The 24328-nt window shown below is 62.9% G+C and carries 24 protein-coding genes and 2 pseudogenes; 15 read left to right on the top strand and 11 right to left on the bottom strand.

The features are described 5' to 3' along the window. Positions 1–107: 107 nt before the first annotated feature. From EAH75_RS00980 to EAH75_RS00970, 3 genes and pseudogenes are all read left to right on the top strand, one after another. Positions 108–415: pseudogene (locus EAH75_RS00980) on the top strand (SDR family oxidoreductase); the annotation flags it as partial. Positions 416–593: 178 nt separating this feature from the next. Further along, positions 594–2150 (top strand): phospholipase D family protein, encoded by a 1557-nt coding sequence (locus EAH75_RS00975; protein ID WP_140803741.1) that lies wholly within the window; start codon positions 594–596, stop codon positions 2148–2150. Between the two features lie 67 nt (positions 2151–2217). Further along, positions 2218–2592 carry a DUF5329 family protein gene (locus tag EAH75_RS00970; protein ID WP_140652684.1) on the top strand — a complete coding sequence of 125 codons (375 nt, stop codon included), beginning with the start codon at positions 2218–2220 and terminating at the stop codon, positions 2590–2592. A 75-nt stretch (positions 2593–2667) separates the two neighbouring features. On the opposite strand, the gene EAH75_RS00965 is transcribed toward EAH75_RS00970, so the two are convergent. Together EAH75_RS00965 and EAH75_RS00960 are read right to left on the bottom strand one after the other, a co-directional pair. Then, positions 2668–3513 (bottom strand): hypothetical protein, encoded by an 846-nt coding sequence (locus tag EAH75_RS00965; RefSeq protein WP_140803739.1) that lies wholly within the window; start codon positions 3511–3513, stop codon positions 2668–2670. Between the two features lie 71 nt (positions 3514–3584). Beyond that, positions 3585–3980, bottom strand: a complete 396-nt coding sequence (locus EAH75_RS00960; RefSeq protein ID WP_140803737.1) for a hypothetical protein — start codon at positions 3978–3980, stop codon at positions 3585–3587. A 217-nt stretch (positions 3981–4197) separates the two neighbouring features. Between EAH75_RS00960 and EAH75_RS00955 the strand changes: the two genes are divergently transcribed. Then, positions 4198–4665 (top strand): MarR family winged helix-turn-helix transcriptional regulator, encoded by a 468-nt coding sequence (locus tag EAH75_RS00955; protein ID WP_140803735.1) that lies wholly within the window; start codon positions 4198–4200, stop codon positions 4663–4665. 89 nt (positions 4666–4754) lie between these two features. Continuing rightward, positions 4755–5180: an organic hydroperoxide resistance protein gene (locus EAH75_RS00950; protein ID WP_140803734.1), complete on the top strand. Its 426-nt coding sequence runs from the start codon at positions 4755–4757 to the stop codon at positions 5178–5180. Positions 5181–5271: 91 nt separating this feature from the next. On the opposite strand, the gene EAH75_RS00945 is transcribed toward EAH75_RS00950, so the two are convergent. Next, positions 5272–5724, bottom strand: a complete 453-nt coding sequence (locus EAH75_RS00945) for a PepSY domain-containing protein (RefSeq protein ID WP_241668850.1) — start codon at positions 5722–5724, stop codon at positions 5272–5274. Positions 5725–6135: 411 nt separating this feature from the next. Here EAH75_RS00945 and EAH75_RS00940 point away from each other — a divergent pair, with 411 nt between their 5' ends. Then, complete coding sequence (locus EAH75_RS00940) at positions 6136–7554, top strand: sensor domain-containing protein (protein ID WP_140803730.1); 1419 nt, start codon at positions 6136–6138, stop codon at positions 7552–7554. Here EAH75_RS00940 and EAH75_RS00935 read toward each other — a convergent pair. Continuing rightward, on the bottom strand, positions 7540–7878 hold the full coding sequence (locus tag EAH75_RS00935; protein WP_140803728.1) for a hypothetical protein: 339 nt from the start codon (positions 7876–7878) through the stop codon (positions 7540–7542). The genes EAH75_RS00940 and EAH75_RS00935 overlap by 15 nt on opposite strands. A 522-nt stretch (positions 7879–8400) precedes the next feature. On the opposite strand from EAH75_RS00935, the gene EAH75_RS00930 reads away from it, so the two are divergent. Further along, positions 8401–11445 (top strand): TonB-dependent receptor, encoded by a 3045-nt coding sequence (locus EAH75_RS00930; protein ID WP_140803726.1) that lies wholly within the window; start codon positions 8401–8403, stop codon positions 11443–11445. A gap of 118 nt (positions 11446–11563) precedes the next feature. Here the strand turns inward: EAH75_RS00930 and EAH75_RS00925 are convergent, their stop codons facing one another. Then, a complete protein-coding gene (locus EAH75_RS00925) occupies positions 11564–11905 on the bottom strand; it encodes a zinc ribbon domain-containing protein YjdM (RefSeq protein ID WP_140803724.1) in 342 nt (113 codons plus the stop codon). A gap of 175 nt (positions 11906–12080) precedes the next feature. On the opposite strand from EAH75_RS00925, the gene EAH75_RS00920 reads away from it, so the two are divergent. Beyond that, a complete protein-coding gene (locus tag EAH75_RS00920; RefSeq protein ID WP_140652664.1) occupies positions 12081–12443 on the top strand; it encodes a VOC family protein in 363 nt (120 codons plus the stop codon). Positions 12444–12507: 64 nt separating this feature from the next. Here EAH75_RS00920 and EAH75_RS00915 read toward each other — a convergent pair whose 3' ends face one another. Beyond that, positions 12508–14034: a carbohydrate-binding protein gene (locus EAH75_RS00915; protein WP_170212691.1), complete on the bottom strand. Its 1527-nt coding sequence runs from the start codon at positions 14032–14034 to the stop codon at positions 12508–12510. 250 nt (positions 14035–14284) lie between these two features. On the opposite strand from EAH75_RS00915, the gene EAH75_RS00910 reads away from it, so the two are divergent. Together EAH75_RS00910 and EAH75_RS00905 are read left to right on the top strand one after the other, a co-directional pair. Further along, a complete protein-coding gene (locus EAH75_RS00910) occupies positions 14285–15019 on the top strand; it encodes a beta-lactamase hydrolase domain-containing protein (RefSeq protein WP_241668849.1) in 735 nt (244 codons plus the stop codon). Positions 15020–15122: 103 nt separating this feature from the next. Beyond that, positions 15123–16034, top strand: coding sequence for a DMT family transporter (locus EAH75_RS00905; RefSeq protein ID WP_140803722.1), 912 nt, complete (start codon positions 15123–15125; stop codon positions 16032–16034). A 28-nt stretch (positions 16035–16062) separates the two neighbouring features. On the opposite strand, the gene EAH75_RS00900 is transcribed toward EAH75_RS00905, so the two are convergent. Next, positions 16063–16734, bottom strand: a complete 672-nt coding sequence (locus EAH75_RS00900; RefSeq protein WP_241668848.1) for a 2'-5' RNA ligase family protein — start codon at positions 16732–16734, stop codon at positions 16063–16065. 544 nt (positions 16735–17278) lie between these two features. Between EAH75_RS00900 and EAH75_RS00890 the strand changes: the two genes are divergently transcribed. The 3 genes from EAH75_RS00890 to EAH75_RS00880 all read left to right on the top strand — a co-directional run bounded on the left by EAH75_RS00890 (position 17279) and on the right by EAH75_RS00880 (position 19625). Further along, a complete protein-coding gene (locus EAH75_RS00890) occupies positions 17279–17680 on the top strand; it encodes an ExbD/TolR family protein (RefSeq protein WP_140803720.1) in 402 nt (133 codons plus the stop codon). Between the two features lie 128 nt (positions 17681–17808). Further along, positions 17809–19077 (top strand): hypothetical protein, encoded by a 1269-nt coding sequence (locus EAH75_RS00885; protein ID WP_140803718.1) that lies wholly within the window; start codon positions 17809–17811, stop codon positions 19075–19077. Positions 19078–19211: 134 nt separating this feature from the next. Beyond that, on the top strand, positions 19212–19625 hold the full coding sequence (locus EAH75_RS00880; RefSeq protein ID WP_140803716.1) for an OsmC family protein: 414 nt from the start codon (positions 19212–19214) through the stop codon (positions 19623–19625). Between the two features lie 160 nt (positions 19626–19785). On the opposite strand, the gene EAH75_RS00875 is transcribed toward EAH75_RS00880, so the two are convergent. Both EAH75_RS00875 and EAH75_RS00870 read right to left on the bottom strand, forming a co-directional pair. Next, positions 19786–20052 carry a DksA/TraR family C4-type zinc finger protein gene (locus EAH75_RS00875; RefSeq protein WP_140803714.1) on the bottom strand — a complete coding sequence of 89 codons (267 nt, stop codon included), beginning with the start codon at positions 20050–20052 and terminating at the stop codon, positions 19786–19788. A gap of 21 nt (positions 20053–20073) precedes the next feature. Then, entirely contained in the window at positions 20074–20433 is a 360-nt protein-coding gene (locus tag EAH75_RS00870) for a hypothetical protein (RefSeq protein ID WP_140803712.1), read from the bottom strand. Between the two features lie 38 nt (positions 20434–20471). Here EAH75_RS00870 and EAH75_RS00865 point away from each other — a divergent pair, with 38 nt between their 5' ends. Then, the gene (locus EAH75_RS00865) at positions 20472–21131 is read left to right on the top strand and encodes a glutathione S-transferase family protein (protein WP_140803710.1); all 660 of its coding nucleotides are present in this window, start codon (positions 20472–20474) and stop codon (positions 21129–21131) included. Between the two features lie 33 nt (positions 21132–21164). After that, positions 21165–21428, top strand: a pseudogene (locus tag EAH75_RS20100) (DUF899 family protein); the annotation flags it as partial. A 111-nt stretch (positions 21429–21539) separates the two neighbouring features. Here EAH75_RS20100 and cycA read toward each other — a convergent pair. Both cycA and EAH75_RS00850 read right to left on the bottom strand, forming a co-directional pair. After that, positions 21540–22925, bottom strand: a complete 1386-nt coding sequence (gene cycA / locus EAH75_RS00855; protein ID WP_140652644.1) for a D-serine/D-alanine/glycine transporter — start codon at positions 22923–22925, stop codon at positions 21540–21542. A 67-nt stretch (positions 22926–22992) separates the two neighbouring features. Beyond that, complete coding sequence (locus EAH75_RS00850; protein ID WP_140803708.1) at positions 22993–24168, bottom strand: GGDEF domain-containing protein; 1176 nt, start codon at positions 24166–24168, stop codon at positions 22993–22995. Positions 24169–24328 lie beyond the last annotated feature (160 nt).

Raw genomic sequence — 24328 nt, 5'->3', positions numbered from 1 at the left:
ACGACCCCGAGCCGCTGTGCGATCGCGTGGTGCCGATCACCGGTGGCGCGCAAGGCATCGGACGCGAAATTTTGCGCAGGCGGTGCTCGGCGCTGGCGAAAGCGCATGGATCGATCGTCAACACCGCTTCCACCTGCGCGCTGCAACCCGAACCCGACAGCGGGGCCTGCGCCGCCAGCCAGGGTGGACTGCCGGCGCTGACCCATGCCATGGCAATCGGCACCGGCCCGAACGTGCGGTCAATGCGACCCTGCCCGGATGGATTGCCACCGATGCCTGGCGCAGGCCCGCCACACGACGGGCACCGAAACTCAGGATGGATCACGCACAGCATCCGGTCGGACGTGTCGGCACGCCGGAGGACATCGGCGCGCTAGCGTTCTATCTGCTTGGCGCGCCATCTGCAACACCATTCTCTCGCGCCACGTTCACGGCGCCGGAGGCACTGTGTTGGCGTGCCCGAATCCGGATCCAGTCATCGGGCCCGCGTAATGGCGTATGCGTTTCAGTAGTCGACGCACGCATGATGCAGTGGCCTTCTGGATCCCGGTTCGAGCGAGAAGGCGGCAGACGTGAGAGCGATACCACGACGTATGGGCGCTGCAGCCATCCTGATGATGATCGGGCTGCTTCTGGGCGCCTGCTCCACATTGCGCGCCGACTACGTCAAGCAACCCTCGAAGGCGCTGCCGCCGGCCACTGCCACACCGAGCGGGCGCTACATACGCGCCGCCGTGAAACAGCATATCGACGAGTCCGGTTTCCGCCTGCTGACGCTCAGCAACAACGCGCTGATGAGCCGCGTCGTGCTGGCCGACCACGCGCAGCATTCGATCGACCTGCAGTACTACATCTTCAACAATGACGCGACCGGCCGGCTGGTGGCGCAGCGTCTGCTGGCGGCGGCGGATCGCGGTGTTCGCGTGCGCCTTCTGCTCGACGACATCAGCGCGACGAGTGCGATCGACATGCTGGACGCGCTGGATGCGCACCCGAACATCGAAGTACGCCTGTTCAACCCGTTCCACACACGCAAGCCGTCGTTTCTGTCCAAGACCACGCAGTTCCTGCTCGATGCGCACCGGCTCAATCGCCGCATGCACAACAAGTCGTACATCGTGGACGGCAACGTGGCGATCGTCGGCGGACGGAACATCGGCGACGCCTACTTCGATGCCGGCAGTGACACCAATTTCCGTGACCTCGACCTGATCGCGATCGGCCCGGTGGTAAAGGACGCCTCCCACGCGTTCGACGAATACTGGAACTGCGACGCGGCCTATCCAGTGGAAGCCTTCCGCGGCAAGCACGCCAGCCACTACGACCTGGTGCAGCTGCGTGTGGACCTGCATCGCGACGCCCGGGCGTTCGCGCAGACCGACTATGCGCAGGCGATCCTGGACAAGCTGCCCAACGGCCCCTCCGGTGACCGCCCCGGCGCGTGGTTCTGGGGTCCTGCGGTGCTGGTTGCCGACCAGCCCGAGAAGATCGACGCCAACGAGGCGGGAACGCGTGCACTGCGCATCGGTCCGCAGATCAAGGCAATGACCGACCAGGCGCAGCAGGACGTCCTGGTGATCTCGCCCTACTTCATCCCCGGCGATAACGGCACGCGCTATCTCACTGGCCTGGCCACGCGCGGTGTGGCGGTCGAGGTGCTGACCAATTCGCTCGCATCCACCGATGAGGCTGCTGTGCATGCGGGCTACTCGCGTTACCGTCGCGCGCTGCTTGAAGGAGGCGTGCAGCTGTACGAATTGCGCCCGGCCTCCGGCGTGGAACAGCCGGCTACCGCGAAAGGCACCTCCTCCGGCGTCAGCCTGCATGCGAAGGCGATCGTGGTCGACGGGCAGCAGGTGTTCATCGGCTCGATGAACATGGACCCGCGCTCGAAACTGCTCAACACCGAGATGGGCATCATCGTCGACTGCCCGGCCCTGGCTTTAGCGGTGACGAATTTCTTCGACACCGCCATCCAGCCTACCAGCGCCTACCACGTGACGCTGACCGCGCCGCATGGCGGGCGGATGCAATGGCAGGCCAGCAAGAATGGCAAGCTGGTGATCTACCACCGCGACCCCGAGGCCAGCACGAAGCGCCGACTGGAAGTGGACCTGCTCAGGTTCATGCCTATCGAGGGCATGCTCTGATCGGCGCACCCGTCTATCATGCAACATAACGCCGGCGGCACTCCACCGCCGGCAGCAGAGTGAATCCATGCACAGGATGATCGCGACACTGATACTTTTTACCCTGCTGGCGCTACCGGCGTTCGCTCAGCAAGATGTCGAGCAACAGAAGATCGCCTACCTGATCGAGTCAGTGGCCACGCTGCAGGGAGCGACCTTCATCCGCAACGGCACCGAGTACGATGCCAAACGCGCCGCCGACCACATGCGCCTTAAACTGCGTTTTGCGGGCAGCCGCGTGAAGACGGCCGAGGACTTCATCACGTACTGCGGCACCGGCTCGTCGATGTCCGGGATCAAGTACACGATCCGGTTTCAGGATGGGCACATCATCGATTCAGCCACGTTCCTGCACGGCAAGCTTGCCGGGTACGAGGCGCGAATGGCCAGCGACACGCACTGATCGAGTCGACCCCGCGTCGATCGTCACGACGACCTTGGCAACACCAGCCTGATCGGCTGCTTGCGACCATGCTGATCAGAGGGGCCGGGACGGGTCCTGCACGAAGCAACCCGCCTCGCTGAACCAGTGATATACCTGATCCTGCGGTGGCAGCGTCGGATAGGTGGGATAGGTCATGCGGCATTGCAGTTCGGTCTGCTCGCCCGCGGTGCCGGCGATGATCGCCGATGCCAGGCCAGAGGCACCGACACGACAGCTGAGCTCAAGCTTCACCACGGTTGCCACATTCTTGGAGTCGACGCTCAACGCGTCCAGGCTGAATGCATGCGCGGCGCCTTCCACCAGGGGAAACAGCGGCCCGCCCTGATGGCTGAGCGCGGTGGTGTGGTAGCTGCTGTTGACGATGGCGTACTTGCTCGCCATGCGACTGGTAATGCTCAACGGCAGCAACCCGGCCCAGGTCAGCCCGTGGCCGGTCGTCACGAACGGTTCGGTGTCGCCGGCGGTGACCTGCTGTTCGAGCCGGCACAGGTTACCCACCTCGCGATGCATCTTGTTGATCATTGCTATCGGCACCTTGACCGTGCCTACCGTGCTGACGCGCCTGCCGGCATGTTCCAGCGCCATGCCATGGCCGTCAGGAACCTGGAACGACGCATCGGTGAGCGTGGCGCGTACCGCGTCGTCGATCGGCAGGGTCGGATCCACCTGTGGTGTGAATGACGACGCGGCGATCGGCGTGGCAGGCACCACCGCTCCAGCCCGATCGCCGCGGCGCAAGCGTTTGGCTTCCAGCCGCGCCAGCGGTGCATGGCGGCCTTTCGGAAAAGCCTTAAGGTAATCGTCGAAGTCATCGGCCACCTTGCTGTCGACGATACGGCTCCAGTAGTCACCCTCGATATCGCCGGTGTCCTGCTGCATGGCTGCAGGTTGCACCCGCGCAACGGCTACGGCTGACGCTGGCGCTGCAACCAGTGCGACTACCGATGCGACTACCGGCGCGGGTACAAGCGCGGTGCTGCCGAGGGTGCCCACGGCACGTCGTGGATATCGACTCCGCTGAAGCGGAACAACTTGCGCATACGCTTGTGCTCCGCTTCGCCTTCAGCCGCCGTAGTCTTGAACGTGCAAAGAGCATGTTCATCGGCTGCCAATCCCGGCGCGCTCGCCCGCACCACGTCGCGGAACTCCCGGCTTACGCGTTCGGTTTCGGCGAACAACTCGCCGTACCGCATCTCGTGCTCGAACATCGGCGAAACCCAATGCTCGCGCAGCGGTACGCTGGTCACCCAGCAGACGCCAAAGCGCTCCGGCAGCACCGTTTGTGCAACGCCGAGCGTGGGTACAGCAACGCACCCAATCAGCAGACTGGCAGCCAGAAATCTCATCATCGAATCCCCCCGGATAGTGCTGCCGATCCTAGCGCAGGTACTTGCGAAATAGGCGATGGCCGGCGAAATGGCGATTCCGGCGATGCTGGAGAAAGCTGGGTTCGGTATGGGAGCCCATTGCCAAATGCGATGTATCCATTCGATGGCAGGAAAAAATGGTGCAGGGATACAAGTAGCTTGCAATCATGTAGCGCGCTATGTAATATGCGCAGCCATGAGCACTTCCCGTCCATCGCCATCGACTGCCACGGCGTCCACACCTCGGCTGGATGCGCAGTTGTGCTTTGCGCTGTACTCGGCCGGGCTGGCGATGAACAAGGTGTATCGCAAATTGCTCAAGCCGTTGGGGCTCACCTATCCGCAGTACCTGGTGATGATGGTGTTGTGGCAGGACGAGAGCCAGAGCGTGTCGGAGATCGGCGCGCGGCTGTTTCTGGATTCGGCCACGCTGACGCCGTTGCTCAAGCGTCTGGAGTCCGCCGGGCTAGTGGCCCGTCTCCGCTCGCGCGAGGACGAGCGGCACGTAGTCATCACGCTGACTGCCCGCGGCAAGGCATTGCAGGCCAGAGCCGGCAAGGTGCAGGAATCGGTGTTCTGCGCCACCCAATGCACGCCCAGCGAGCTGAAGCACCTGAAAAGCGAATTGCAGGATCTGCGCGGCAAGTTGTTCGACAGAGTTTGATCAGTCCATTTTTTTCATCCATAAAATAGCGTGCTATTGAATAGCTAGCTATAAATTGCAACAACCCACCCCACCCGCAGGAGACACCCATGTCCATCGAAAAAGTTCTGTACCGCTCCAAGGCCATCGCGACCGGCGGTCGTGATGGTCGCGCCACTTCATCCGACAATGTGCTGGACATCAGCCTGACCACGCCGAAGGAACTCGGCGGCGCGGGCGGTAACGGCACCAATCCGGAGCAGTTGTTTGCCGCCGGCTATTCGGCCTGCTTTCTTGGCGCGATGAAGTTCGTGGCGGCCCAGCAGAAACTGCAGTTGCCGGCGGACACCCAAGTGACCGGCCAGGTTGGCATCGGCCAGATTCCCACCGGCTTCGGCATCGAGGTCGAACTGACCATCTCGATCCCCGGCCTGCCCCGCGCCGACGCCGAGGCGCTGGTACAGAAGGCGCACATCGTGTGCCCTTACTCCAACGCCACCCGCAACAACATCGACGTCACGCTGACAATCGTCTGAGCTACCGGCATTCTCCCCTGAACGCCATCGCGGCAAAATTGAGGACGGCAGCCACAAGAGGCCGCCGTCTTCATGTCAGTTCGCGGTCGCCTCAGAAAAGCATGAGCAGCAGTGGCACGGCAAAACCGGCAAGCAGGATCGTGCCGAAGAGCCTGGGCTTGCGGCTGTAGCGCCAAGCCATATAGACGCCGCTCAGCACCGAAATAAAAAGACTCAGCGCCACCAGGGCAAAGAAAGCCTTCATCGGCTGCAGGTTGCTTTTCGCCTGCGCCCCGGTGCGCCCGGCCTCCCGATCCGCCGCCGGGGCTGGAATGTTTGTCTGCGACGGCCCCGTTGCCACAGCGTCGGGGCGCCCGCCGGCGGCAACCACTTCAGGCGGTTGCCGCCGCACCGGCATCACCGTGGTCTGCTTCTTGTGAAACTGCGCCGCGCTCGCCAGCCACGCCGGTGGCGTGTAACTGCTGCCGCGCGTGGTCTCATGCAAGCTGAAGCTCTGCAGGCCGCCGGTGATCGCGAAGAACAGCAGCATCGGCGCGGTGAACACGCCCAGATAGAGATGGATCGTGCGGGCGGTCTTGAGGAAACTATGGGTCAGTGACATGGAACCTAGGCGCAGTCAGGGAAGGCCGGAGCACTGTAGCTGTGCCTCTGCGCTACGCCAACATCAGCGCAAAATCGTGCAGCATCCTCCCCGGCGTGGAGTCGGGCCATTGCGTCAGCCAACCGCCCAGCCAACTGATCGCTGTTGTACGTCGATTCTTGCCATGCTCAGGCCTGCCCGATAGGCGCAAGATGAGCATCAGATATCGCGGCCGGCAAGCCGCTGAAACGGTGACCGGCGCCAAGCCGTGGCATCCTCATCGGAAACACCGCTGAACATCACACGGACAGATTCGGGATAGGCTTCGAGCCATCAGCGCCACCCAGCCAGACCAGGTCTTTTTCACCGTTATTCATGAACCAGCTGCCTTCCGCCCTCGACCCAAAGGCCGGCATCACGCTCGGCAAGGTCATTGACCTGCTGCTCGACGCCATCTGCGTGGTGGATGCCCATGGCCGCTACGTTTTCGTCAGTGCAGCGTTCGAGCACATCTTTGGCTATACACCGGAGGAGATCATCGGCAGGTCGATGATCGAACTGGTGCATCCCGACGATCGCGAGAGGACCCTGCGGGCGGCCAACGAGATCATGGCCGGCCAGCCCAAACCGCACTTCCAGAATCGTTACGCGCGCAAGGACGGGCGGATCGTCCACATCATGTGGTCGGCTACGTGGTCGGAAGCCGACGGGATGCGGATCGCAGTGGCGCGCGACATTACCGAACTCAAGCGCGCCGAACTTATGCAGGTGGCGCTGCACGCGATCTCCGAAGCCGCCCATTCGGCCGAAGACCTGTTGGCGCTGTTCCGGCATATTCACCTGATCATCGGCAAGCTTCTGCCTGCCCGAAATTTCTTTGTGGCGCTGTACGACGGGAAGAAGGACGAACTGAGTTTTCCCTACTTCGTCGACGAACACGACGTGGCGCCCTCCCCAAGCAAGCTGGACTCCGGCACGCTCAGTGCCGAGGTCATCCGCAGCGGCCAAGCGCTGCTGATCACTCCCGGCACCCAGGTGGTACTGCCCGAACAGGTCGGGCCCATCATCGGTCGTGATTCGCTCGACTGGCTCGGCGTACCACTGGGGACGCAAAGAGGCATCATCGGCGCCCTGGTGGTGCAGAGCTATTCCGGCGACGTTCGCTACACCGAAAAGGACATGGCACTGCTGCAGTTCGTTTCCACCCAGGTGGCGGCGGCGATCGAGCGCAAGCAGACCGAAACCTGGCTGCAGTATGTCGCGCGGCATGACCAGCTCACTTCCCTGCCCAATCGCGAACTGTTTCATGAGCGCCTGCATACTGCCCTGGTCAACGCCAGGCAGAGCGATCAGCGACTGTCCGTGCTGTACATCGACCTGGATCGCTTCAAGCTGGTGAACGACAGCTTCGGCCACGACATCGGCGACCTGCTGTTGTGCCAGGTGGCCGAGCGCATCAGCCGTTGCGTGCGCGTGTCGGACACCGTCGGCCGTATCGGCGGCGATGAATTCGTGGTGTTGATCAACGGCATCGACCTGCCGGAACACGCCATGGCGATCGCCGAGAAAATCCGCGCCGCGTTCGACTCGCCGTTCGAGCTCGCAGGTCATCGCCTGCAGGTGTCGTCGAGTATCGGCATCGCCATGCATCCCGCTCACGGCAGCGAGGAAAAGCAGCTCATGCGCCATGCCGACGATGCGATGTACAACGCCAAGCGACAAGGCGGCAACCGCTGGCTGATGACCGCCGAGCCGTTGCCACAGGAGTCGCCCCAGATTTCACTGCAATCGTGACATTCCACCAGAACAGGTCGGGCGCACCATGTCTGACCGTGCGCTGATGCGCTCAATCACGGATCCCGGCAACACCCGGGCGGCCCTTCCATCGCCTCGGTGCAATGGCCCGACCACGGCCACCCCGATGCTGCCAATTTCCTCGTCGCTGCAGATGTCGTTGGCCGAGAAAAAGACATAGGACTTGCCGCATCTGGTCACGATCGCCGGTGGCCACATGGCTTTCTTCGCCCATTTCACTGTTGCGGCTTCCTGTACCCGCGGCAGCTTCGTCCAGTGCATCAGGTCGGGTGAGGAAAGCATCGAAAGAGAGTTGTCGGCCACAACTCGCCGACGATGCCGGATAGGTCCAGTACTGGCCTTCCAGCACCGCGACCAGCAGCACTCCCGGGGGGAGTCTCCTTCCGGCACCCAGCAGTTCAAACAGTCCGATGCATTTGCTCCAGACAGGGGAGCCGCTTTCTGCGGAGACGGGCCAGCGTGGACGGTTCGGTCCCGCCACCTGCAGTGCAGGCCGGGCAATGATTTCGTCCGCGTGCCAAGACCCGATTCCAATCGTGCTGATGCAAAAAGATCCGAGCCAGATTTCTTTTTCATGACCGAGTCGACAGTTTTGTGACATTCGCCCTCGACAACGCCAAGTTCGTGGGGTAAATCGAATTTAGATCGAGACAAATTGCTTCACAACCCCATAACGGTAGAAATTTCTCGGATCATCCGATTCTGCCATCTGCCGCGGCCTACGATTTAGATCGTTCTAAATTCAAAGTCACCACTGTCCGGCGTTTCGCAACAGTTCCCACTGTTGCAGGCGCCCCGCCGCCACCGGCTTCGACGAGGGAGCACATGAACAATACGATTTCACCGCGCAGACATATTTTGACCCGGCCCCTTGCCCAGGCTATCGCCCTCGGCGCAGGGCTCGGCGTCATCAGCCTGGCCTCGGCCCAGTCCACCACCGGCACGCTGGTAGGTCAGGTTGCCGATCACGCCGGCAATACCGTGCTGATTCAGAGCAGCAATGGTCTTGTTCGCCAGGTGCCGGTCGATGCGCGTGGTCGCTACGTTGCCGCGCAACTGCCGCTGGGTGCCTACACGGTATCGCTGCAGCAGGATGGCAAAACGGTCGACTCACGCGAGAACGTCACCCTGCATGTCGGTGCAGCGACCAACGTGTCGTTTTCTGCTCCACCGGGGGCTACCGCCGGCAACGCAGCCGTTCTCAGCGCGGTGAACGTCACCAGCAGCGCCCTGCCTGCCATCGACGTGACCAGCGTCGACTCGCGTACGGTGGTGACCGCCGATCAACTGGCGAAGCTGCCGCTGGGTCGATCCGCCGAGGCGATTGCGCAACTGGCGCCGGGCGTCAACCGGAATACCGCCAACTTCACCAGCGCCACCGGGCAGGCCCTGGTCAGTTTCGGTGGTTCGGCCGCCAGCGAGAACGCGTACTACATCAATGGTTTCAACACCACCGACCCGCTCAACGCCGCCGGTGGTCTGACCCTGCCTTACGGCGCAATCGACCAGCAGGAGGTCTACACCGGTGGCTACAGCGCCCAATACGGCCGCTCGGACGGCGGTGTCATCAACCAGGTCGGCAAGCGCGGCAGCAACGACTGGCACTTCGGTGCGCAGGTACTGTGGGAGCCTTCGTTCGCGCGCAGCGATTACACCGATATCTATTACGCCAACGGCAACCCGAAGACACCGGTGGCCGGGAACCTGTACAACCCCAAGAGCAAGAACGAATTGTCGAGCACGACCGTCAGCGCCTACGCGGGCGGCCCGTTGATCAAGGACAAGCTGTTCTTCTTCCTGGCTGGCGAGTTCGAGCGCGAACAAGGCAAGAGTGTCAATGCTGTCGACAACACCTCGACGCCCTACCAGCAATATCACTACGACGACCCACGCTGGTACGGCAAGTTGGACTGGAACATCAACGACAGCAATATCCTCGAACTGACCGGCGCCTCCGACAAGCGCATCGGCGCCGGCTCGGTCTACAACTACGACTACACCGCGCGCAGCCGCGGCCAGTACACCCGTCCGCTCGACAACACCAAGAAAGGCGGCGACCTGTACCTGGCCAAGTACACCGGCTACCTCACCGACAACCTGACGGTGAGCGCGATGTACGGCGAGATGAAAACACACGACTACGACGGACCGGGCAACTACGACGACAGCCTGACCTACGTCGGCGGCGTCACCAATCAGAACCCGGCCCTGATCGGTGGCGTGCCGCGCGGCAATACGCAGATTTCGTCGCTCGCCGATCCCGCGCGCGGCAACAAGACCACCAACACCCGCCTTGATGTCAGCTATCACCTGGGCGATCACACCATCAGCCTGGGTATCGACAACCAGAAAGCCGAAGCGCTGCACCAGGGTACGCGCAACACCGGACCGGGCTATGCCTGGGTCTACGGGCACACCGACCATCCCGACCAGCCGCTGGTGACCGGCGCCAACGGCGTGCCAGCGCCGGGCGACTTTGCCAACGGCCAGGACGGCTACTTCGTGCAGAAGAACATCGACAACAACGCGGTGAGCGTGCGCTCGCAGCAGCGCGCCCAGTACATTGAGGACAAGTGGCAGGTGAGCGATCGCTGGCTGCTGTCGCTGGGTCTGCGCAACGACCAGTTCACCGACTACAACTCCAGCGGCCAGCCGTTCATCACGCAGACCCGTCCGCAGTGGGCACCGCGGCTGGGCTTCAGCTGGGACGTCAACGGCGACTCGAGCTTCAAGGTGTTCGGCAACGCCGGCCGTTACTACCTCGGCCTGCCGCTCAACCCCGCGACCGGTGCCGCCTCCGGTTACGTTTCAACCCAGCAGTACTACACCTACAGCGGGATTGCCGCCGACGGCACGCCGACCGGCCTGACCGTGATGTCCAATCCGGTCTCGGCCAACAATTCCTTCGGCAATCCGCCCGATCCGAACACGGTGACCGCGAAGAACATCAAGGCCGAATACCAGGACGAGTTCATCCTGGGCTTCACCAAGACCGCCGGCACCCACTGGCTGTATGGCGCCAAGCTGACCCAGCGCATCCTGCGCAATGCCATCGACGACTTCTGCGACATCGACCGGGTGACCGCCAAAGCCGCCGCGCTTGGCTACGACGTGGGCTCAAGCAATAGCTGCTACCTCATCAATCCCGGACGTGAGAACACGTTCAACCTGCTCGACCCCACCGGCAATCCATTCAGCGTGACGCTGAGCAACCAGGAGCTGGGGTTCCCGCAACTCAAGCGTCGCTACTACGCACTGGAGACCTTCCTCGAGCATCCGTTCGACGGTACCTGGTATGGCCGCATCAACTACACGTTCTCGCGCAGCTACGGCAATACCGAGGGCCAGTTGCGCTCCGATCTGCTGCAGAGTGGCGCGTCGGCCAGCGAAGACTGGGACAACTCGGTGATCATGGAGAACACCAACGGCCCGCAGAACAACGACCATACCCATCAAGTCAGGGCGTTCGGCTACTACCAGTTCAATCCGCAATGGCTGGCCTCCGCCAACCTCAGCGTGCAATCGGGCAACCCGCGCATCTGCCTGGGTTACTACGGCCCGGACCACACCAACCCGGTGAACTACGGCAATGCGTACCACTGGTGTGACGGACTGCCATCACCGCCTGGCAGCCACGGTCGGTTGCCGTGGACGTATCGGCTCGATCTGGGCGTGACTTATCGCCCGGCGTTCGCGGCACACAAGCTCGGCTTCAGTGCCAACGTGTTCAACGTGTTCAACGAGCAGCGCCCGACCTTCCTGCAACCCAACTCCGAACAGCAGGCCTACACACCCAACCCGCTGTACGGCACGGCGCTCTATCGCGAAGACCCGCGGTATTTCCGTCTGAGCGTCAGTTACGACTATTGAGTTTCCCTGCCAGACATCCGCGCATCCCTCCCCTTGTTCCGACGCGGATGTCTGGTTTTTTTATCGAAGGGGGCAGCGACGGGATAGCTCGCCTTTTCCACAAGCCAGTACACAAGCGTCAGGCTTTCCTGAGATAGCACGTCTTCAGCACCAGACCCTTGATCTTGTCCGAATGGCCTTCGATGTGATCGGGATCGCCATCGACGAGACGGATGTTGCGGATCACGCTGCCCTGCTTCAGCGGAATCGACGAGCCTTTCACCTTCAGGTCCTTGATCACCGTCACCGTGTCGCCGCTGTTGAGGACATTGCCGTTGACGTCCCGCACCATCATCGCGTCGCCTGCATCCACGCCTGTCGCAATCGGCCATTCATGACCGCAATCGGCACAGACATGATTGCCGCCATCCGGGTAGATGTTCTCCATCGCGCAGAGCGGGCAGGCAAGAGTTTCGGGCACGGTCGATCCTGGGGCAGTTGATTCAATCAGGCCGCAAGTATACGTGCCGGCATGCGCCTATCCTGACAAGGGATGCGCCAAGCGGGTCCGCGTCAGGCAGGCACGACATCCCCACCCTTCACGCGCCCGACATCCGCATCGGGTTATATGTGTGCGACCGCCGCGGAGACTCGTCATGAATGCACACCAGGTTCTCGCCACTGTGGCCGTGAGCGATTTCGCTGCGTCCAGCGCCTGGTATGCCCGCCTGTTCGGACGTGCGCCCGACCACAGCCCGAACGCATCCTGCGTTGAATGGCAGATCGCCAAATGCACGCGGATCCAGGTGCTGCCGAGGAACGACCTCGTCGATCAACTGAGCCGAGCTGGCTGTGCTTCGCTCGGTATCATGGTCGCGGATCTCGACGAGGTGCTGGTCGAACTGCAAGGTCGCCAGATCGACGTGGCACCGCAGGCGGCGACGCACTTCGTGCGCTTTGCTCCGGTCAGCGACCCGGACGGCAACCTGGTGACTTTCGTCGAGTCAATCGCCGGCTGAGCCGTCGCCGTGCTGTTCGCCAGACGGGTCGGCGCGATGCCGACCCGTCGCCTGCCTGCCGCCTTCAGCGACCCAGATCGTGCAGGAAACGCTTGGTGTACTGCAGTGGCGAGCTGCCACCGACCGAGTTGCAGATCGGCGAGGCGGATCCGCTGCCGCCCTGACACGGCGTGTCGCGATCGAGCGACCAGAAATGCGCCCCCGCCATGCCCTGGGCCACCGCGTAGCTGATGACTGTATCGGCATCGGTGACGGTGAACACTTCACTGCTGACGTCGTTCATGCCGATCATCGGAGTCAGTTCGATCCGGCTGGCCGGGATGCCGTAGGTATGCTCCAGATTCAGCGCCGCCTGGATCGCGGACTGGCCCATGTTGCACTGCCCGTTCGACACCACGCAGACGCCCGGACTGGCCGAACCGAAATCCATCACCATCAGGTTGATCGTGTAGTTCGGCAGGTTGGCGGCCTTGACCGCGCGCACCACCATGTCACCCACGCCGTTGAGGCCGCCGTAACTACCGTCCGATGCTGCCAGCGTGGCCAGCGTGAACGAGAAGCGCAGGTTCGGATACAAGGTGTGCGCGTACCCGGCGTTGGCGATCAGGTTGTTGATCTGCGCCGGGGTCTGACCGCCCTCGATGTCGAAATCCACGCCGACCAGATACGGCGATGCATAACGCGACAGGAACTGCGCCATGCCCGAGGGCGTCGAGCAGGTGAAGCTGCCGGCCTGGCCGCCGGTGGAAACCACATAACTCACCCCGGCACTGACCAGCCGCTGGATGTTCGCGCTGGCAAAACTGGCCGCCGGAATACCACCCCAGCTCTCGCTGCCGCATTCGCCCGAGGCGAATGCGAGGGTAAGCGCGCCAAGGTTCGGCACGGTGGTGGCGACCAGGCTGCCGCTACCCACGACGGGAATCGGCGTGCCGGTGACGGCGGTGCGCATCACATCGGTGTTCCAGTCCAGATTGATGGTGACGTCCTTGTACGGACTGAACAGGAAACCCTGCGCGGGCGGATTGGTGGGTGGATTGCCAGGATCGCCCGGATCGCCGGGATCCGTCCCGTCGCAGGCGCCCTGCGAAGTCCACGGCTGACCGGTGCCCACGGCGCCGTTGTGGCTTGCCGGATCATCGCCCTGCGTCCACCAGTTCGCCTTGTAGTTCACGCCGTTCTCGCTGGCGATACCGCCGCTGCCATAGTCTGTCGACGCAGTCCACGCCGCGACGCAGCCACCCGACCCCGGCGGCTCCGTCGGTGGCGGATCGGTGGGCGGAGTCGATCCGCCACAGGCGCCTTGCGACGTCCACGGCTGACCCGACCCGATGGCGCCACTGCTGGTGGCCGGGTCATTGCCCTGGGTCCACCAGTTCGCCACGTAGTTCGTGCCGTTCTCACTGGCGACATTGCCACCGCTGTACGCCGTTGTCGCACTCCACGCGGCGACACAGGCGGGGCTGGATTGCGCGTACACCACCTGCACCGGTATTGCCGCCAGCAGGGTCACCGACAAGCCGGCTCCCACCGCACTGCTCAACACACTCAGGGTCAGGCCTGACCACACAGCCGATCGTTTCACAAACATGAGATGTCTCCTGATGGAATTGCATCGCTACGGGTGAGTTACCAAGGCGAGTGCATGGCCGCGCTCCGATCAGCCGTCTGGGTGGGGACCCGATCACCTTGCAGCTTCCCTGCTCGCTACCGCTTGTTGTGCATGGAACTGTCTCGTCTTAGGCTCTATATGACAACGTTGTCTAAAAGCCTTTTTCCCAACTGTGACGGTTTTCGCGAAACCTGCGTATTCGCATGAATGCCTGCACTACAAACGATGCATGGTGCTTTGTCGCGGCATTCAATCCATTGAATGGGTATCGGCTCGAACCGCGATCAAGTCTTTTGGTGACCGGGATCGTTTTATGATGACAACGTTGTCTTTGCTACTTGCTCGTACCATCCAGTGCGTCGTCGAGCCCCGTCCGGTTATCTTGTGCGCACCCCAGCGAAAGGTGCCCGAGATGATCCGTCTGCTGCTGTCGATCGCATTTGGTGTAGCCAGTGTTGCCGCCATGGCGACCTCACCTGCGCAGGATGGTTTGAGCCGGCTGTTCAACGTCGCATTCCCCGCATCGCATCGGATCGCGTCCGGTCGCCTGCAGCCGGGTGACATGGCGGCGCTGAAGCACGCCGGCATTCGCAACGTGATCGATCTCAGTGTCGATAACGAAACCCCGGACTTCGACGAAGCTGCCGCCATGCACGCTGCCGGCATCGAGTATCACAACCTGCCCATTCGCGGCGCACAGGACTTGACCCGTACCAACGTCGGGCAGTTCAACCGGCTGCTACTCGATGCCGGCACCGAATCCACCCTCGTGCATTGCGCCAGCAGCAATCGTGTCGGCGCCATGATCGCCCTGCGCGCTGCGCTCATCTACGGCGAGTCCACCGAGGCTGCGCTTACCGAGGGTCGGCGCTGGGGACTTAAGAGCCTGCAACCGGCCGTGCGCGAACGGTTGGCTGCATGGTCGACAGGCGCATCCGGCAATACCCCACTGCCCGCGCGCTGAGCCCGATGGAGGCTGGTTGACGTGTGAGGGCCAAGCCCGGTTGGGATACCATGAGCGCCTGCCCGCCACCTGCATCACGGCTCTGGATTCGACTCTCGCACCGATGCCAACTGCGACGGCGCTGCCCCTGCGCGCCGTATGGCTGATGATGGCCAGCGCCAGCCTGTTCGCATTGATGGCGGTGGTGATTCGGCTCGCATCCGCGCAGCTGCATCCGTTCCAGATCACCTTCTTCCGCAGCAGCTTCGGTGCGCTGTTCGCGCTGCCGCTTCTCTACATGCACGGCTGGCAACTTCTGCGCACGCCGCGTTTCGGTTTCTACGTGATGCGCTGCGTACTCGGCATGGGCGGGATGCTGGCCGGCTTCTGGGCGATCGTGAACCTGCCACTGGCCGAGGCGGTGGCGCTGTCGTACTCCTCGCCGTTGTTCGTCACCATCGGCGCCGTGCTGTTTCTCGGCGAGGTCGTGCGCATGCGTCGATGGAGCGCCGTGGTCGCCGGTTTCATCGGCGTGCTGGTCATCGTGCGTCCAGGCAGCGACAGCTTCACCGCCGGCAGCCTGGTTGCCCTGATGGCAGCGGGACTCACCGGCGCCGTGACGATCAGCATCAAGTCGCTGACCGGCAGTGAACCAGCAGACCGCATCGTGCTGCTCACCACCTTGCTGTGGGTGCCGCTGTCGCTGCCTGCAGCCCTTGGCGTGTGGCAATGGCCGCACCCCGATATCTGGCGATGGCTGATACTTTCCGGCGCGCTGGGTACCGGTGGGCATTATTGCTGGACGCGCGCGCTGCGGCTTGCCGATGCCTCGCTGCTGGCACCGTTCAGCTACCTGCAGCTGCTGGTCGTAGCCGTGCTGGCGTGGTTGATTTTCGGCGAGAACGTCGACCGCTACACCGTGATGGGTGCAGCCATCATCATCGGCGCCAGCCTGTACATCACGCATCGCGAATACAGCCTGGCACGCCGGCGCCACCGGCAGGTTTCCGCCGCGCGTGCCGAGCCGACAATCTGACGGCGTCGACCAGCACAATCAACCCGCATCAATCCTCGGCAGGCAAGTCGGGCAGATCCGGCATGCGGGCCATTTCCTCCAGCAGGTCATGCACCTCGGGTTCGGCTTGCAACGTCAGCGGCCAACAGCCGATCACTTCGTATCTGGATTGGCCGAAGAAACTGCGGATCAGCACGAACTCGTGCACATGCCATTGAATCGGTGTAATCGATTCCTCGATGGCGTCGACCGCATGACCCTGCAGCAGAGTGACGTGCGGCAGGAAACTGGAAACCCCGCTCACCTGCAACCCGACGCGAAGCTGCGCTGCGGCGATCGCCTTGCGCAGGTCCAATGCCGCCGCCGTGGTGGCGGCGTCCGTGCACAGCACGAACGGAAACTGACCATCCCTGGCGCTGAAGCGCATCGCCGAATCCAGCATGGCGTCGAAACTTTCGGCGACCACCTCCGCCGCAGCTGCCAGTAACGCGCTTTCCAGTGGTTGTCGCAATCGTTCCGGCTTGCCCATCGGACACAACGACAGATGCAGGCTGTCGACGCCCACCGATGAACCGCTTACCCGATGCGATTTGCGAAAGCGCTCGCCCGCGCCAGCGATTTCGGACTTCGCCCGGTCATCGGGCAGCACGGCAAAGAAGTAGCTGATTCCAGGCGCAAGCTCAGGTTGGTTCGGTGGGATCGGAATGGCCTGTGTCTCCACGGCAAATCACGGTTGAGGGCAGCCGGCATGTTCCCACGATACCGCCCAGGCGCGCCACGAAGCCCCATGGAAGTGCAGCGCCATGGCCCGTGGCAGGCCGGGTCTGGCGAACTGCCCGCCCGTCGTCCACGTTACCGCGACATGCCGAAGAGAAAACCACAAACGCCCGCTTCCAGCGCATCACCCCGTTCCGGTGGTTCGACGACCAGGCCGAACAGGCCGCCACGTTCTACACCTGTCCGCCGGTGGCGACGAGAACGCCCAGCAATGCGGTTGGCTGAAAGATCGCTACGGCCTCGTGGCAAGTGTGTACCCAGGCAGCTGATCGAGTGGCTGACCGACCCTAACCAAGCCAAGGCGCGACGGGTAATGGCAGCCATGATGCAGAAGATCGACGTGACGGCGCTGCAGTGAGCGGCTGCGTGATTCGCGATGCGCCTCGGCACCTCGCCAGCCTCCGCGCAGGCAGGAGTAAGCTGGCCTCGCCACGGTCCGCCAGGCGTGGCGTCGATCGACCTTGTCACGTTCATCAGGAGGAAGAATCATGGCTTTCCCTGCTCGCGTTTCCAGTGTTGCCGTTTCACAGATCAACGTCACTCCACTCGTCGACGTGCTGCTGGTGCTGCTGATCATCTTCATGATCTCGACGCCGGTCGTCACCCACAAGCTGAAGATCGATTTGCCGCGACCGATCCCGGACGGAACGCAACAAAAAGTCGAACCGATCCAGTTGGCGATCCACGCCGATGGCTCGTTGTACTGGAATGACATGCCGGTGGACCAGATCGCCATCAACGCCCAGCTGGCCATTGCCGGGTTGCAGAAGATCCAACCGGCGCTGTACATCGATGTTGCCGACGGCGCGTCCTATCAGGTCGTGGCACATGTGCTGTCCAGCGCCAAATCGAACGGCATGGCCAGTATCAACTTCATCGACCGACGATAATCAGGCCACGGGGCGCGGCAAAACAGCCGCGCCGCGTGTCTTCACAGTCAAAGCCTCGTGGGTGGGTCGCTTGCACCGACTGGATTACACGTGTAGTTTTTAATAAAATTACATGAGTAATCCTAATCATGCCGACACGAATCTCTGCCGCGATGCTTTGCCTTTCCGTGTTGCTCGCCATGAACGCGATGAATGCGGGCGCTGGCGAACCCATACCGCCGGTGACCCACGATTTCTTCAGCGAGCTGAAGCCGTTGACCAATGACCTTGCGCGCTACGGTTATCTGCGCCGCATCATGCCGCAGCTTTCAGCCGACGATCGGTTGCAGGCCCGCCAGTTTCTCGCTTTCGCTGACGCCAATCTTGGGCTGTATCGGGCCGCCATAGCTGACTTCCCATTCACCGGCGCGATCCATCCCAGTCCGGTCATGCCATCGCCATCTCTCTGGCGAACTGCAAACGCGGTAACCGCGATAACCAGGCTCGCCGCAGACGGCCGCATCGTAATGGTCAACGAGGCCCATCACGACCCGCAAACCCGCCTGCTCACGCTGGCGCTATTGCCACGCCTGCGCAGGCTCGGCTTTACACATTTCGCCGCCGAGGCCATCGGCGAGGAGGACACCGGGCTGACCCGCCGCGGTTATCCGGTAGCGGCCAGCGGCAGTGAATATCTGCGCGAGCCGCTTTACGGCGAAATCGTGCGGGAGGCGATCCGGCTGGGCTTTGTGATCGTGCCTTACGAATCGGTTGGGAAGACACAACAGGATCGGGAAAGCGGTCAGGCTGGCAATCTCTATCGCCGCGTGTTTGCTGAAAATCCAGAAGCGCGCCTGTTCGTGCACGCAGGCTATGGGCATATAGACAAGGCCGAGGGGTTCATGTTAGGCGCCAGGCCCATGGCGATGGAACTGAAGCGATTGAGTAGTTTCGACCCCTTGTCCATCGACCAAACAAAATTCCGTGGTGTCGATCCCGACCGCCAGACGCCAAACTATCGACAGCTGATCGCGGCATTCCATCCGAACCGTGCCACGATTCTGCTGCGCCGCAGTGATGAAAGTCCGTGGAGCGCCGACCCGCTGCGCAACGATGTCAGCGTGATCTTGCCGCCTGCAGACAGGCAGCTGCGTCCCGAATGGCTGAGCTTGGATCACCGGCGTCATGCGTGGCCCATCGACTCCTCCCTTTGTGCCGGGAGACGCCCCTGCGTGGTCGAGGCCCATGCGGCAAACGAGTCTGACGACGCCACGCCAGCAGATCGCTTCACTCTGTTGCACATGCGGGAACAAGCCTCACTTTACCTGGAGCCAGGCGCGTACTTCGTGCGCGCGTGGGGTATTGCCGGCAAGACGCTAGGCGAGCGTGTCATCTCAATATCGAAGAAGGGACACTGATGCCGCTGTTCGCTCATGCATGGCACCGATTCATTCCAATAGATGGAGATTCCTCGCAATGGTGTTTCGCTCTGTTTGGCACGCTCTGGCGAATGAGGCGATGATCAGGCGACATACCACCAGAGATTTCATCCATGACCATCCCCACCGTCCGTGCCACTACCGGTGCCGTCCCGTTCACCGTCACATTCACCGACGATCCCGGGCACAGCTGGCTGGCGGATGAGCCCGCCGACAAGGGCGGCGGCGACACCGCTCCGTCGCCACATCAATTACTGCTTTCGGCGCTCGGAGCATGCACCGCGATCACGCTGCAGATGTACGCCGCACGCAAACAGTGGCCGCTGACCGGCGTTGGCGTCGAGCTGCAATTCAATCCTGATGGCACACCCGCGGCAGGCAGCGACATCACGCGTGCGATCGCTCTGCAGGGGACATTGACCGACGAGCAGCGCGGTCGCCTGCTGCAGATCGCCAATATGTGCCCCATCCACAAGGTGCTGACCGGCGAGGTGCGCATCGCCACGCAGCTGACTGCTGATTCTTAGACATCCGCCACCCAATGCCGTCATTCCGGCGAAGACTGGAATCCATGGGCTCCTTCGTAACGGCAACATGCATTCCGGTCTTCGCCGGGATGACGACAGAACAGGGGAATTCGAAATTCCCTCAAAAGATTCGCCGGTGGCTGCACCTTGCGTTCGAGCGTCAGCGCAGCTGACTGTCCTTGCTGCCGCGGCGGTTGTAGAGACCAGCGCCGCGGCTTTCTTCGTCGCGGAGCTCCTGGCAGGCCACGCACAGGCGCACGCCCGGCACGGCCTTGCGCCGTGCTGCCGGGATTGCCGCATCGCATTCCTCGCAGCGCTTCAGGCCGGGGCCCTTGCGCAACTGCTGGCGCGCCCGCTGCACGGCATCGTTGACCGTGGCGTCGATCTGCTCCTGCACGGCGCCGTCGCCTGCCCAACCCGTTGCCATGGAAACCTCCGGTAGTACACATCAGTTCAAGACACGAGCCTGTCCCGATGGAAAGTATGGGCGTGGCCGCGAAAATCCACTGCTGCGCTCAATGTCCGCTCTTCGACCCCAGCGCCCCCGCCGCAGCAAATTGTTAAGCGCATCCTTCTTGCGGGTGGATTTGCCGGTGCGCGGCGTCTTGGCGCCGGTATCTTTGGATCCGGTCAGGCCCGCCTTGATCACGCTGGTGACCGCGGCCGGATCGATCTTGAAGCGGGGTGCGCTGGCGGTACCGGTAACGTGCATGCCGCAGCTCGCCGGCAACATGTCGCCGTCTGACGATACCAAGATGATGCCAACAGCGCGTCGAACACGGCGAATGTCGATTTCCCGGCCGACCATTCGTCGCTCTGGCAGACCCCCCACAAGACGACCGATCGATGACCCTGAAGCTGTACGCCCATCCGTTCTCATCCTACTGCCAGAAGGTGCTGATTGCGCTGTACGAAAACGGCACGCCGTTCGAGTGGCGCATGCTCGCTCCGGGCGCCGCCGACGCCGCCGAAGAGTTCGCGCGGCTATGGCCGCTGAAACGCATGCCCCTGCTGCTGGACGGCGAGCGCTCGGTGGTCGAGTCGAGCATCATCATCGAGTACCTCGACCTGCACTATCCCGGCGCGGCGCGACTGATCCCCATCGACGCCGATGCCGCGCTCGAGGCGCGCGTGCTGGATCGTTTCTTCGACAACTACATCCAGACGCCGCTGCAGAAGCTCGTGTTCGACCGCCTGCGCCCCGACGCCGATCGCGATAGCTTCGGCGTGACCGAGGCGCGCACGATGCTCGACACCGCCTACACCTGGCTTGACCAGAAGATGGCCGCGCGCCGCTGGGCCGCCGGCGACAATTTCAGCCTCGCCGACTGCGCCGCCGCACCCGCGTTGTTCTACGCCGACTGGGCGCACCCGATCCCGCCGAAATACGCCAACGTCACGGCGTACCGGCAACGCCTGCTGGCACGTCCCTCGTTTGCGCGTGCCGTCGATGAGGCGCGGCCGTACCGCGCCTACTTCCCGCTTGGCGCACCCGACCGCGACTGATCGAATCCTTCGACGCATCCCGAGGAGACCGCCATGAGCCATCCACCCATCGTCTCGCGTGAACAATGGCAGGCCGAGCGCCGCGCCTTGCTCGTTGAAGAGAAAGCGCACACCCGCGCGCAGGATGCCTTGAACGCACAGCGTCGACGCTTGCCGATGACACGCGTCGACGACAGCTACACATTCGGCTCGACCGCCGGTACGCGCACATTCGCAGACCTGTTCGAAGGCCGTCCGCAGCTCATCGTCTATCACAACATGCTGGCACCGGATTCGGACCACGTCTGTCCCGGCTGCTCGTTACTATTGCGCACAAGATGTACTCCTACGGCAACGGGAATCCCCGCATGGCAGCGCGGCCGTCAGTCATTCACCGCGCCGCCCACCCGATGGATCACTCGGCCGGCATTACGCGGCCCGGCGCGCCCGACGTCCCTTCCACAGGTAGCCGATCGCCAGCAGCACGAACCACACCGGGCTGGCGATCAACGCTTCGCGGGTATCCGGCTGCAGGCTCAGCAGCACCAGCACGAACACGAAAAACGCCAGGCAGACGTAACACATCGCCACGCCGCCGGGCATCTTGTAGATGGACTCTTCGTGCAGCTGCGGGCGCTTGCGCCGGTAGGCGATATAGGCGAACAGGATCAGCGACCACACGAACATGAACAGCACCGCGGACAACGTGGTGATCAGGGTGAACGCGGTGATCAGGTCGGGGATCAGGTAGATCAGTGCCGCGCCCAGCAGCAGGCAAAAACAAGAGAACAGCAGGCCCAGCGACGGCACCGCCGCGCGCGACAACCGCGCGAACATCTTCGGCGCATGCTGCTCTTCGGCCAGGCCATAGAGCATGCGACTGGTGGAGAAGATGCCGCTGTTGGCCGAGGACGTGGCCGAGGTCAGCACCACGAAGTTGATCAGGCTCGCCGCGGCCGGGATACCGGCCAGCACGAACAGCTCCACGAAGGGGCTCTTGCCGGGCTCCACCAGGCGCCACGGCGTCACCACCATGATCGCGACCAGGGCCAGCACGTAGAAGATGATGATGCGCACCGGGATCGAGTTGATCGCCTTGGGCAGGTTGCGCTTCGGGTCGGCCGTCTCGGCGGCGGTGGTGCCCACCAGCTCGATGCCGACGAAGGCGAATACCGCGATCTGGAAGCCGGCGAAGAAACCGCTCATCCCCTTCGGGAACACGCCCCCGTCATTCCAGAGATTGGCCAGCGAAGCCTTGTGTCCGGTCGGCGACGTGAAGCCCCAGGCGACCAGGGCGAAACCGGTCACGATCAGCGCGCAGATCGCGATGATCTTGATCAGCGCGAACCAGAACTCCATCTCGCCGAACAGCTTCACCGTCACCAGATTCAGGCTGAGCAGCAGCACCACGCACAGCACCGCCGGAATCCACGGCGCCAGCCCGGGAAACCAGAACTGCGCGTACGCGGCGATCGCGATCACGTCGGCGATCGCGGTGATGATCCAGCAGAACCAGTAGGTCCAGCCGCAGAAGAACCCGGCCCATGGCCCGAGCAGATCGGTGGAGAAATCGATGAAGGATTTGTACTCGAGGTTGGACAGCAACAGCTCGCCCATCGCCCGCATCACGAAAAACAGCATCACGCCGATGATCAGATAGACCAGCAGGATCGACGGTCCGGCCAGACTGATCGTCTTGCCCGAGCCCATGAACAGGCCGGTGCCGATCGCGCCACCGATGGCGATCAGCTGCAGGTGCCGGTTCGACAGGCTGCGCCTGAGGTGATCTGGGTGTTGCTCCAGCGATGCGGTCATGGTGCGCGCCTTTGGCTTTCGGAATGCGCAAACATACGCGAGAACCCGGCCAGGCGTGAAGTTTTCGTCAGGGGACCACGGATGCCACGGCTCCGCCCGGATTCCACGCCACCTGGTTGCGGCCTTGGCGCTTGGCCCGATACAACGCGACATCGGCGGCACTGACCAGCTGCTCGAAGTTCGCGTCGACCGCCGCGGCGCCGCCGACGCTGGTGGTGATGTTGATGGGGCGACCATGGAACAGCGCGGATCTTGCTGCTACGGCGGCGCGCATGCGTTCGGCCATGGCACCCGCCTGCGCAGGGTCGATCGCGGGCAGTACCAGTACGAATTCCTCGCCGCCATAGCGGGCGAACAATGCGCCTTGCGCCAGTCCGGTGTCGCGGATCACCTCGACGAAATGATTGAGCACTGCATCGCCCGCGGCGTGGCCCCAGCCGTCGTTGATCGCCTTGAAATTGTCCAGGTCGAACATCAGCACGCAGCACGCCTGGCCGCGCGCACGGCATGCATCGACCAGGCGCAGGCCCGCTTCGATCAACGCGCCGCGATTGAGCAGGCCGGTGAGCCCATCGGTGTGCGCCAGCCGGCGCAGGTCCAGGGTCAATCGCTCGGCCAGCATCAGGGTGAACCCGGTGCTCAGCAGGAACGAGGACAGGATGCCGAAGAGGTAATTCCACGTGGTAAGCAGGTCGTCGAGCGCTGTGCTCGCGAATCTTTCCGGAAACAGGACGACGACCGAGCGCAGCAAGTAGAAGACCGCGTCGATGGCAAAGATCAGCGCGGTAAAGCCGCAGGTGTTGCGCATGTCCCGCGGCGAGCGCCACAGCAGCACCCAGATCATCCACAGGTCCCATACCAAGCTGTAAGCGCCAAACATCAGCGCCGATACCGTCTGCGATGGCGGCGACAGGTAGACGCTGATCTGGTTGGCGAGGAACAGACCCACTACCGCCATCGGCCAGCGCCAGCGCAACGGATAGCGCAGGTGGATGGCGATGCCCATCAGCATCAGCGCATTGGCCAGCGCGATCATGCCGCCACCCACGATCGTCGAGAGCATGCTGCCGTCTTCGTTCAGCCCCTGCGCGAGCGCGGCGGCGGTCAACACCCAGAACGCGATGACCCAGATGCGCAACGCCGGCAGGCCACGCAGCACCAGCCCGAGCAAGGTGAAGCTCATCGAGATGGCAATGCCAATGGCTGCACCAATGACGCCCAGCGTAAAGAGGTCGAAGTGCATGCCCATTCCCGTATGCAGACCCGAAAGCCAGGGTCAGCGTGCCGCCTCTTTCATGCGCACACGGGACTTCAGGACTGACATTGCCTTCAAGGTAACACGGCCGAACCCGCATGCCGGACCGAGCCCAGCTCACCCCGCGCTTCGACGCCAATCGACGCCA

Origin of the sequence: Rhodanobacter glycinis, from assembly GCF_006438785.1 — a bacterium.
GTDB classification, from domain to species: domain Bacteria; phylum Pseudomonadota; class Gammaproteobacteria; order Xanthomonadales; family Rhodanobacteraceae; genus Rhodanobacter; species Rhodanobacter glycinis_A.
Note: the sequence above shows the minus strand (reverse complement) of the source record. Positions and strands in the feature narration are given on the sequence as shown.

Coding starts and splice junctions, on each gene's coding strand:
- EAH75_RS00975 (WP_140803741.1), top strand. CDS start 594: ATGGGCGCTGCAGCCATCCTGATGATGATCGGGCTGCTTCTGGGCGCC.
- EAH75_RS00970 (WP_140652684.1), top strand. CDS start 2,218: ATGCACAGGATGATCGCGACACTGATACTTTTTACCCTGCTGGCGCTA.
- EAH75_RS00965 (WP_140803739.1), bottom strand. CDS start 3,513: ATGCAGCAGGACACCGGCGATATCGAGGGTGACTACTGGAGCCGTATC.
- EAH75_RS00960 (WP_140803737.1), bottom strand. CDS start 3,980: ATGAGATTTCTGGCTGCCAGTCTGCTGATTGGGTGCGTTGCTGTACCC.
- EAH75_RS00955 (WP_140803735.1), top strand. CDS start 4,198: ATGAGCACTTCCCGTCCATCGCCATCGACTGCCACGGCGTCCACACCT.
- EAH75_RS00950 (WP_140803734.1), top strand. CDS start 4,755: ATGTCCATCGAAAAAGTTCTGTACCGCTCCAAGGCCATCGCGACCGGC.
- EAH75_RS00940 (WP_140803730.1), top strand. CDS start 6,136: ATGAACCAGCTGCCTTCCGCCCTCGACCCAAAGGCCGGCATCACGCTC.
- EAH75_RS00930 (WP_140803726.1), top strand. CDS start 8,401: ATGAACAATACGATTTCACCGCGCAGACATATTTTGACCCGGCCCCTT.
- EAH75_RS00920 (WP_140652664.1), top strand. CDS start 12,081: ATGAATGCACACCAGGTTCTCGCCACTGTGGCCGTGAGCGATTTCGCT.
- EAH75_RS00915 (WP_170212691.1), bottom strand. CDS start 14,034: ATGTTTGTGAAACGATCGGCTGTGTGGTCAGGCCTGACCCTGAGTGTG.
- EAH75_RS00910 (WP_241668849.1), top strand. CDS start 14,285: ATGGTGCTTTGTCGCGGCATTCAATCCATTGAATGGGTATCGGCTCGA.
- EAH75_RS00905 (WP_140803722.1), top strand. CDS start 15,123: ATGCCAACTGCGACGGCGCTGCCCCTGCGCGCCGTATGGCTGATGATG.
- EAH75_RS00890 (WP_140803720.1), top strand. CDS start 17,279: ATGGCTTTCCCTGCTCGCGTTTCCAGTGTTGCCGTTTCACAGATCAAC.
- EAH75_RS00885 (WP_140803718.1), top strand. CDS start 17,809: ATGCCGACACGAATCTCTGCCGCGATGCTTTGCCTTTCCGTGTTGCTC.
- EAH75_RS00880 (WP_140803716.1), top strand. CDS start 19,212: ATGACCATCCCCACCGTCCGTGCCACTACCGGTGCCGTCCCGTTCACC.
- EAH75_RS00875 (WP_140803714.1), bottom strand. CDS start 20,052: ATGGCAACGGGTTGGGCAGGCGACGGCGCCGTGCAGGAGCAGATCGAC.
- EAH75_RS00870 (WP_140803712.1), bottom strand. CDS start 20,433: ATGGTCGGCCGGGAAATCGACATTCGCCGTGTTCGACGCGCTGTTGGC.
- EAH75_RS00865 (WP_140803710.1), top strand. CDS start 20,472: ATGACCCTGAAGCTGTACGCCCATCCGTTCTCATCCTACTGCCAGAAG.
- cycA (WP_140652644.1), bottom strand. CDS start 22,925: ATGACCGCATCGCTGGAGCAACACCCAGATCACCTCAGGCGCAGCCTG.
- EAH75_RS00850 (WP_140803708.1), bottom strand. CDS start 24,168: ATGCACTTCGACCTCTTTACGCTGGGCGTCATTGGTGCAGCCATTGGC.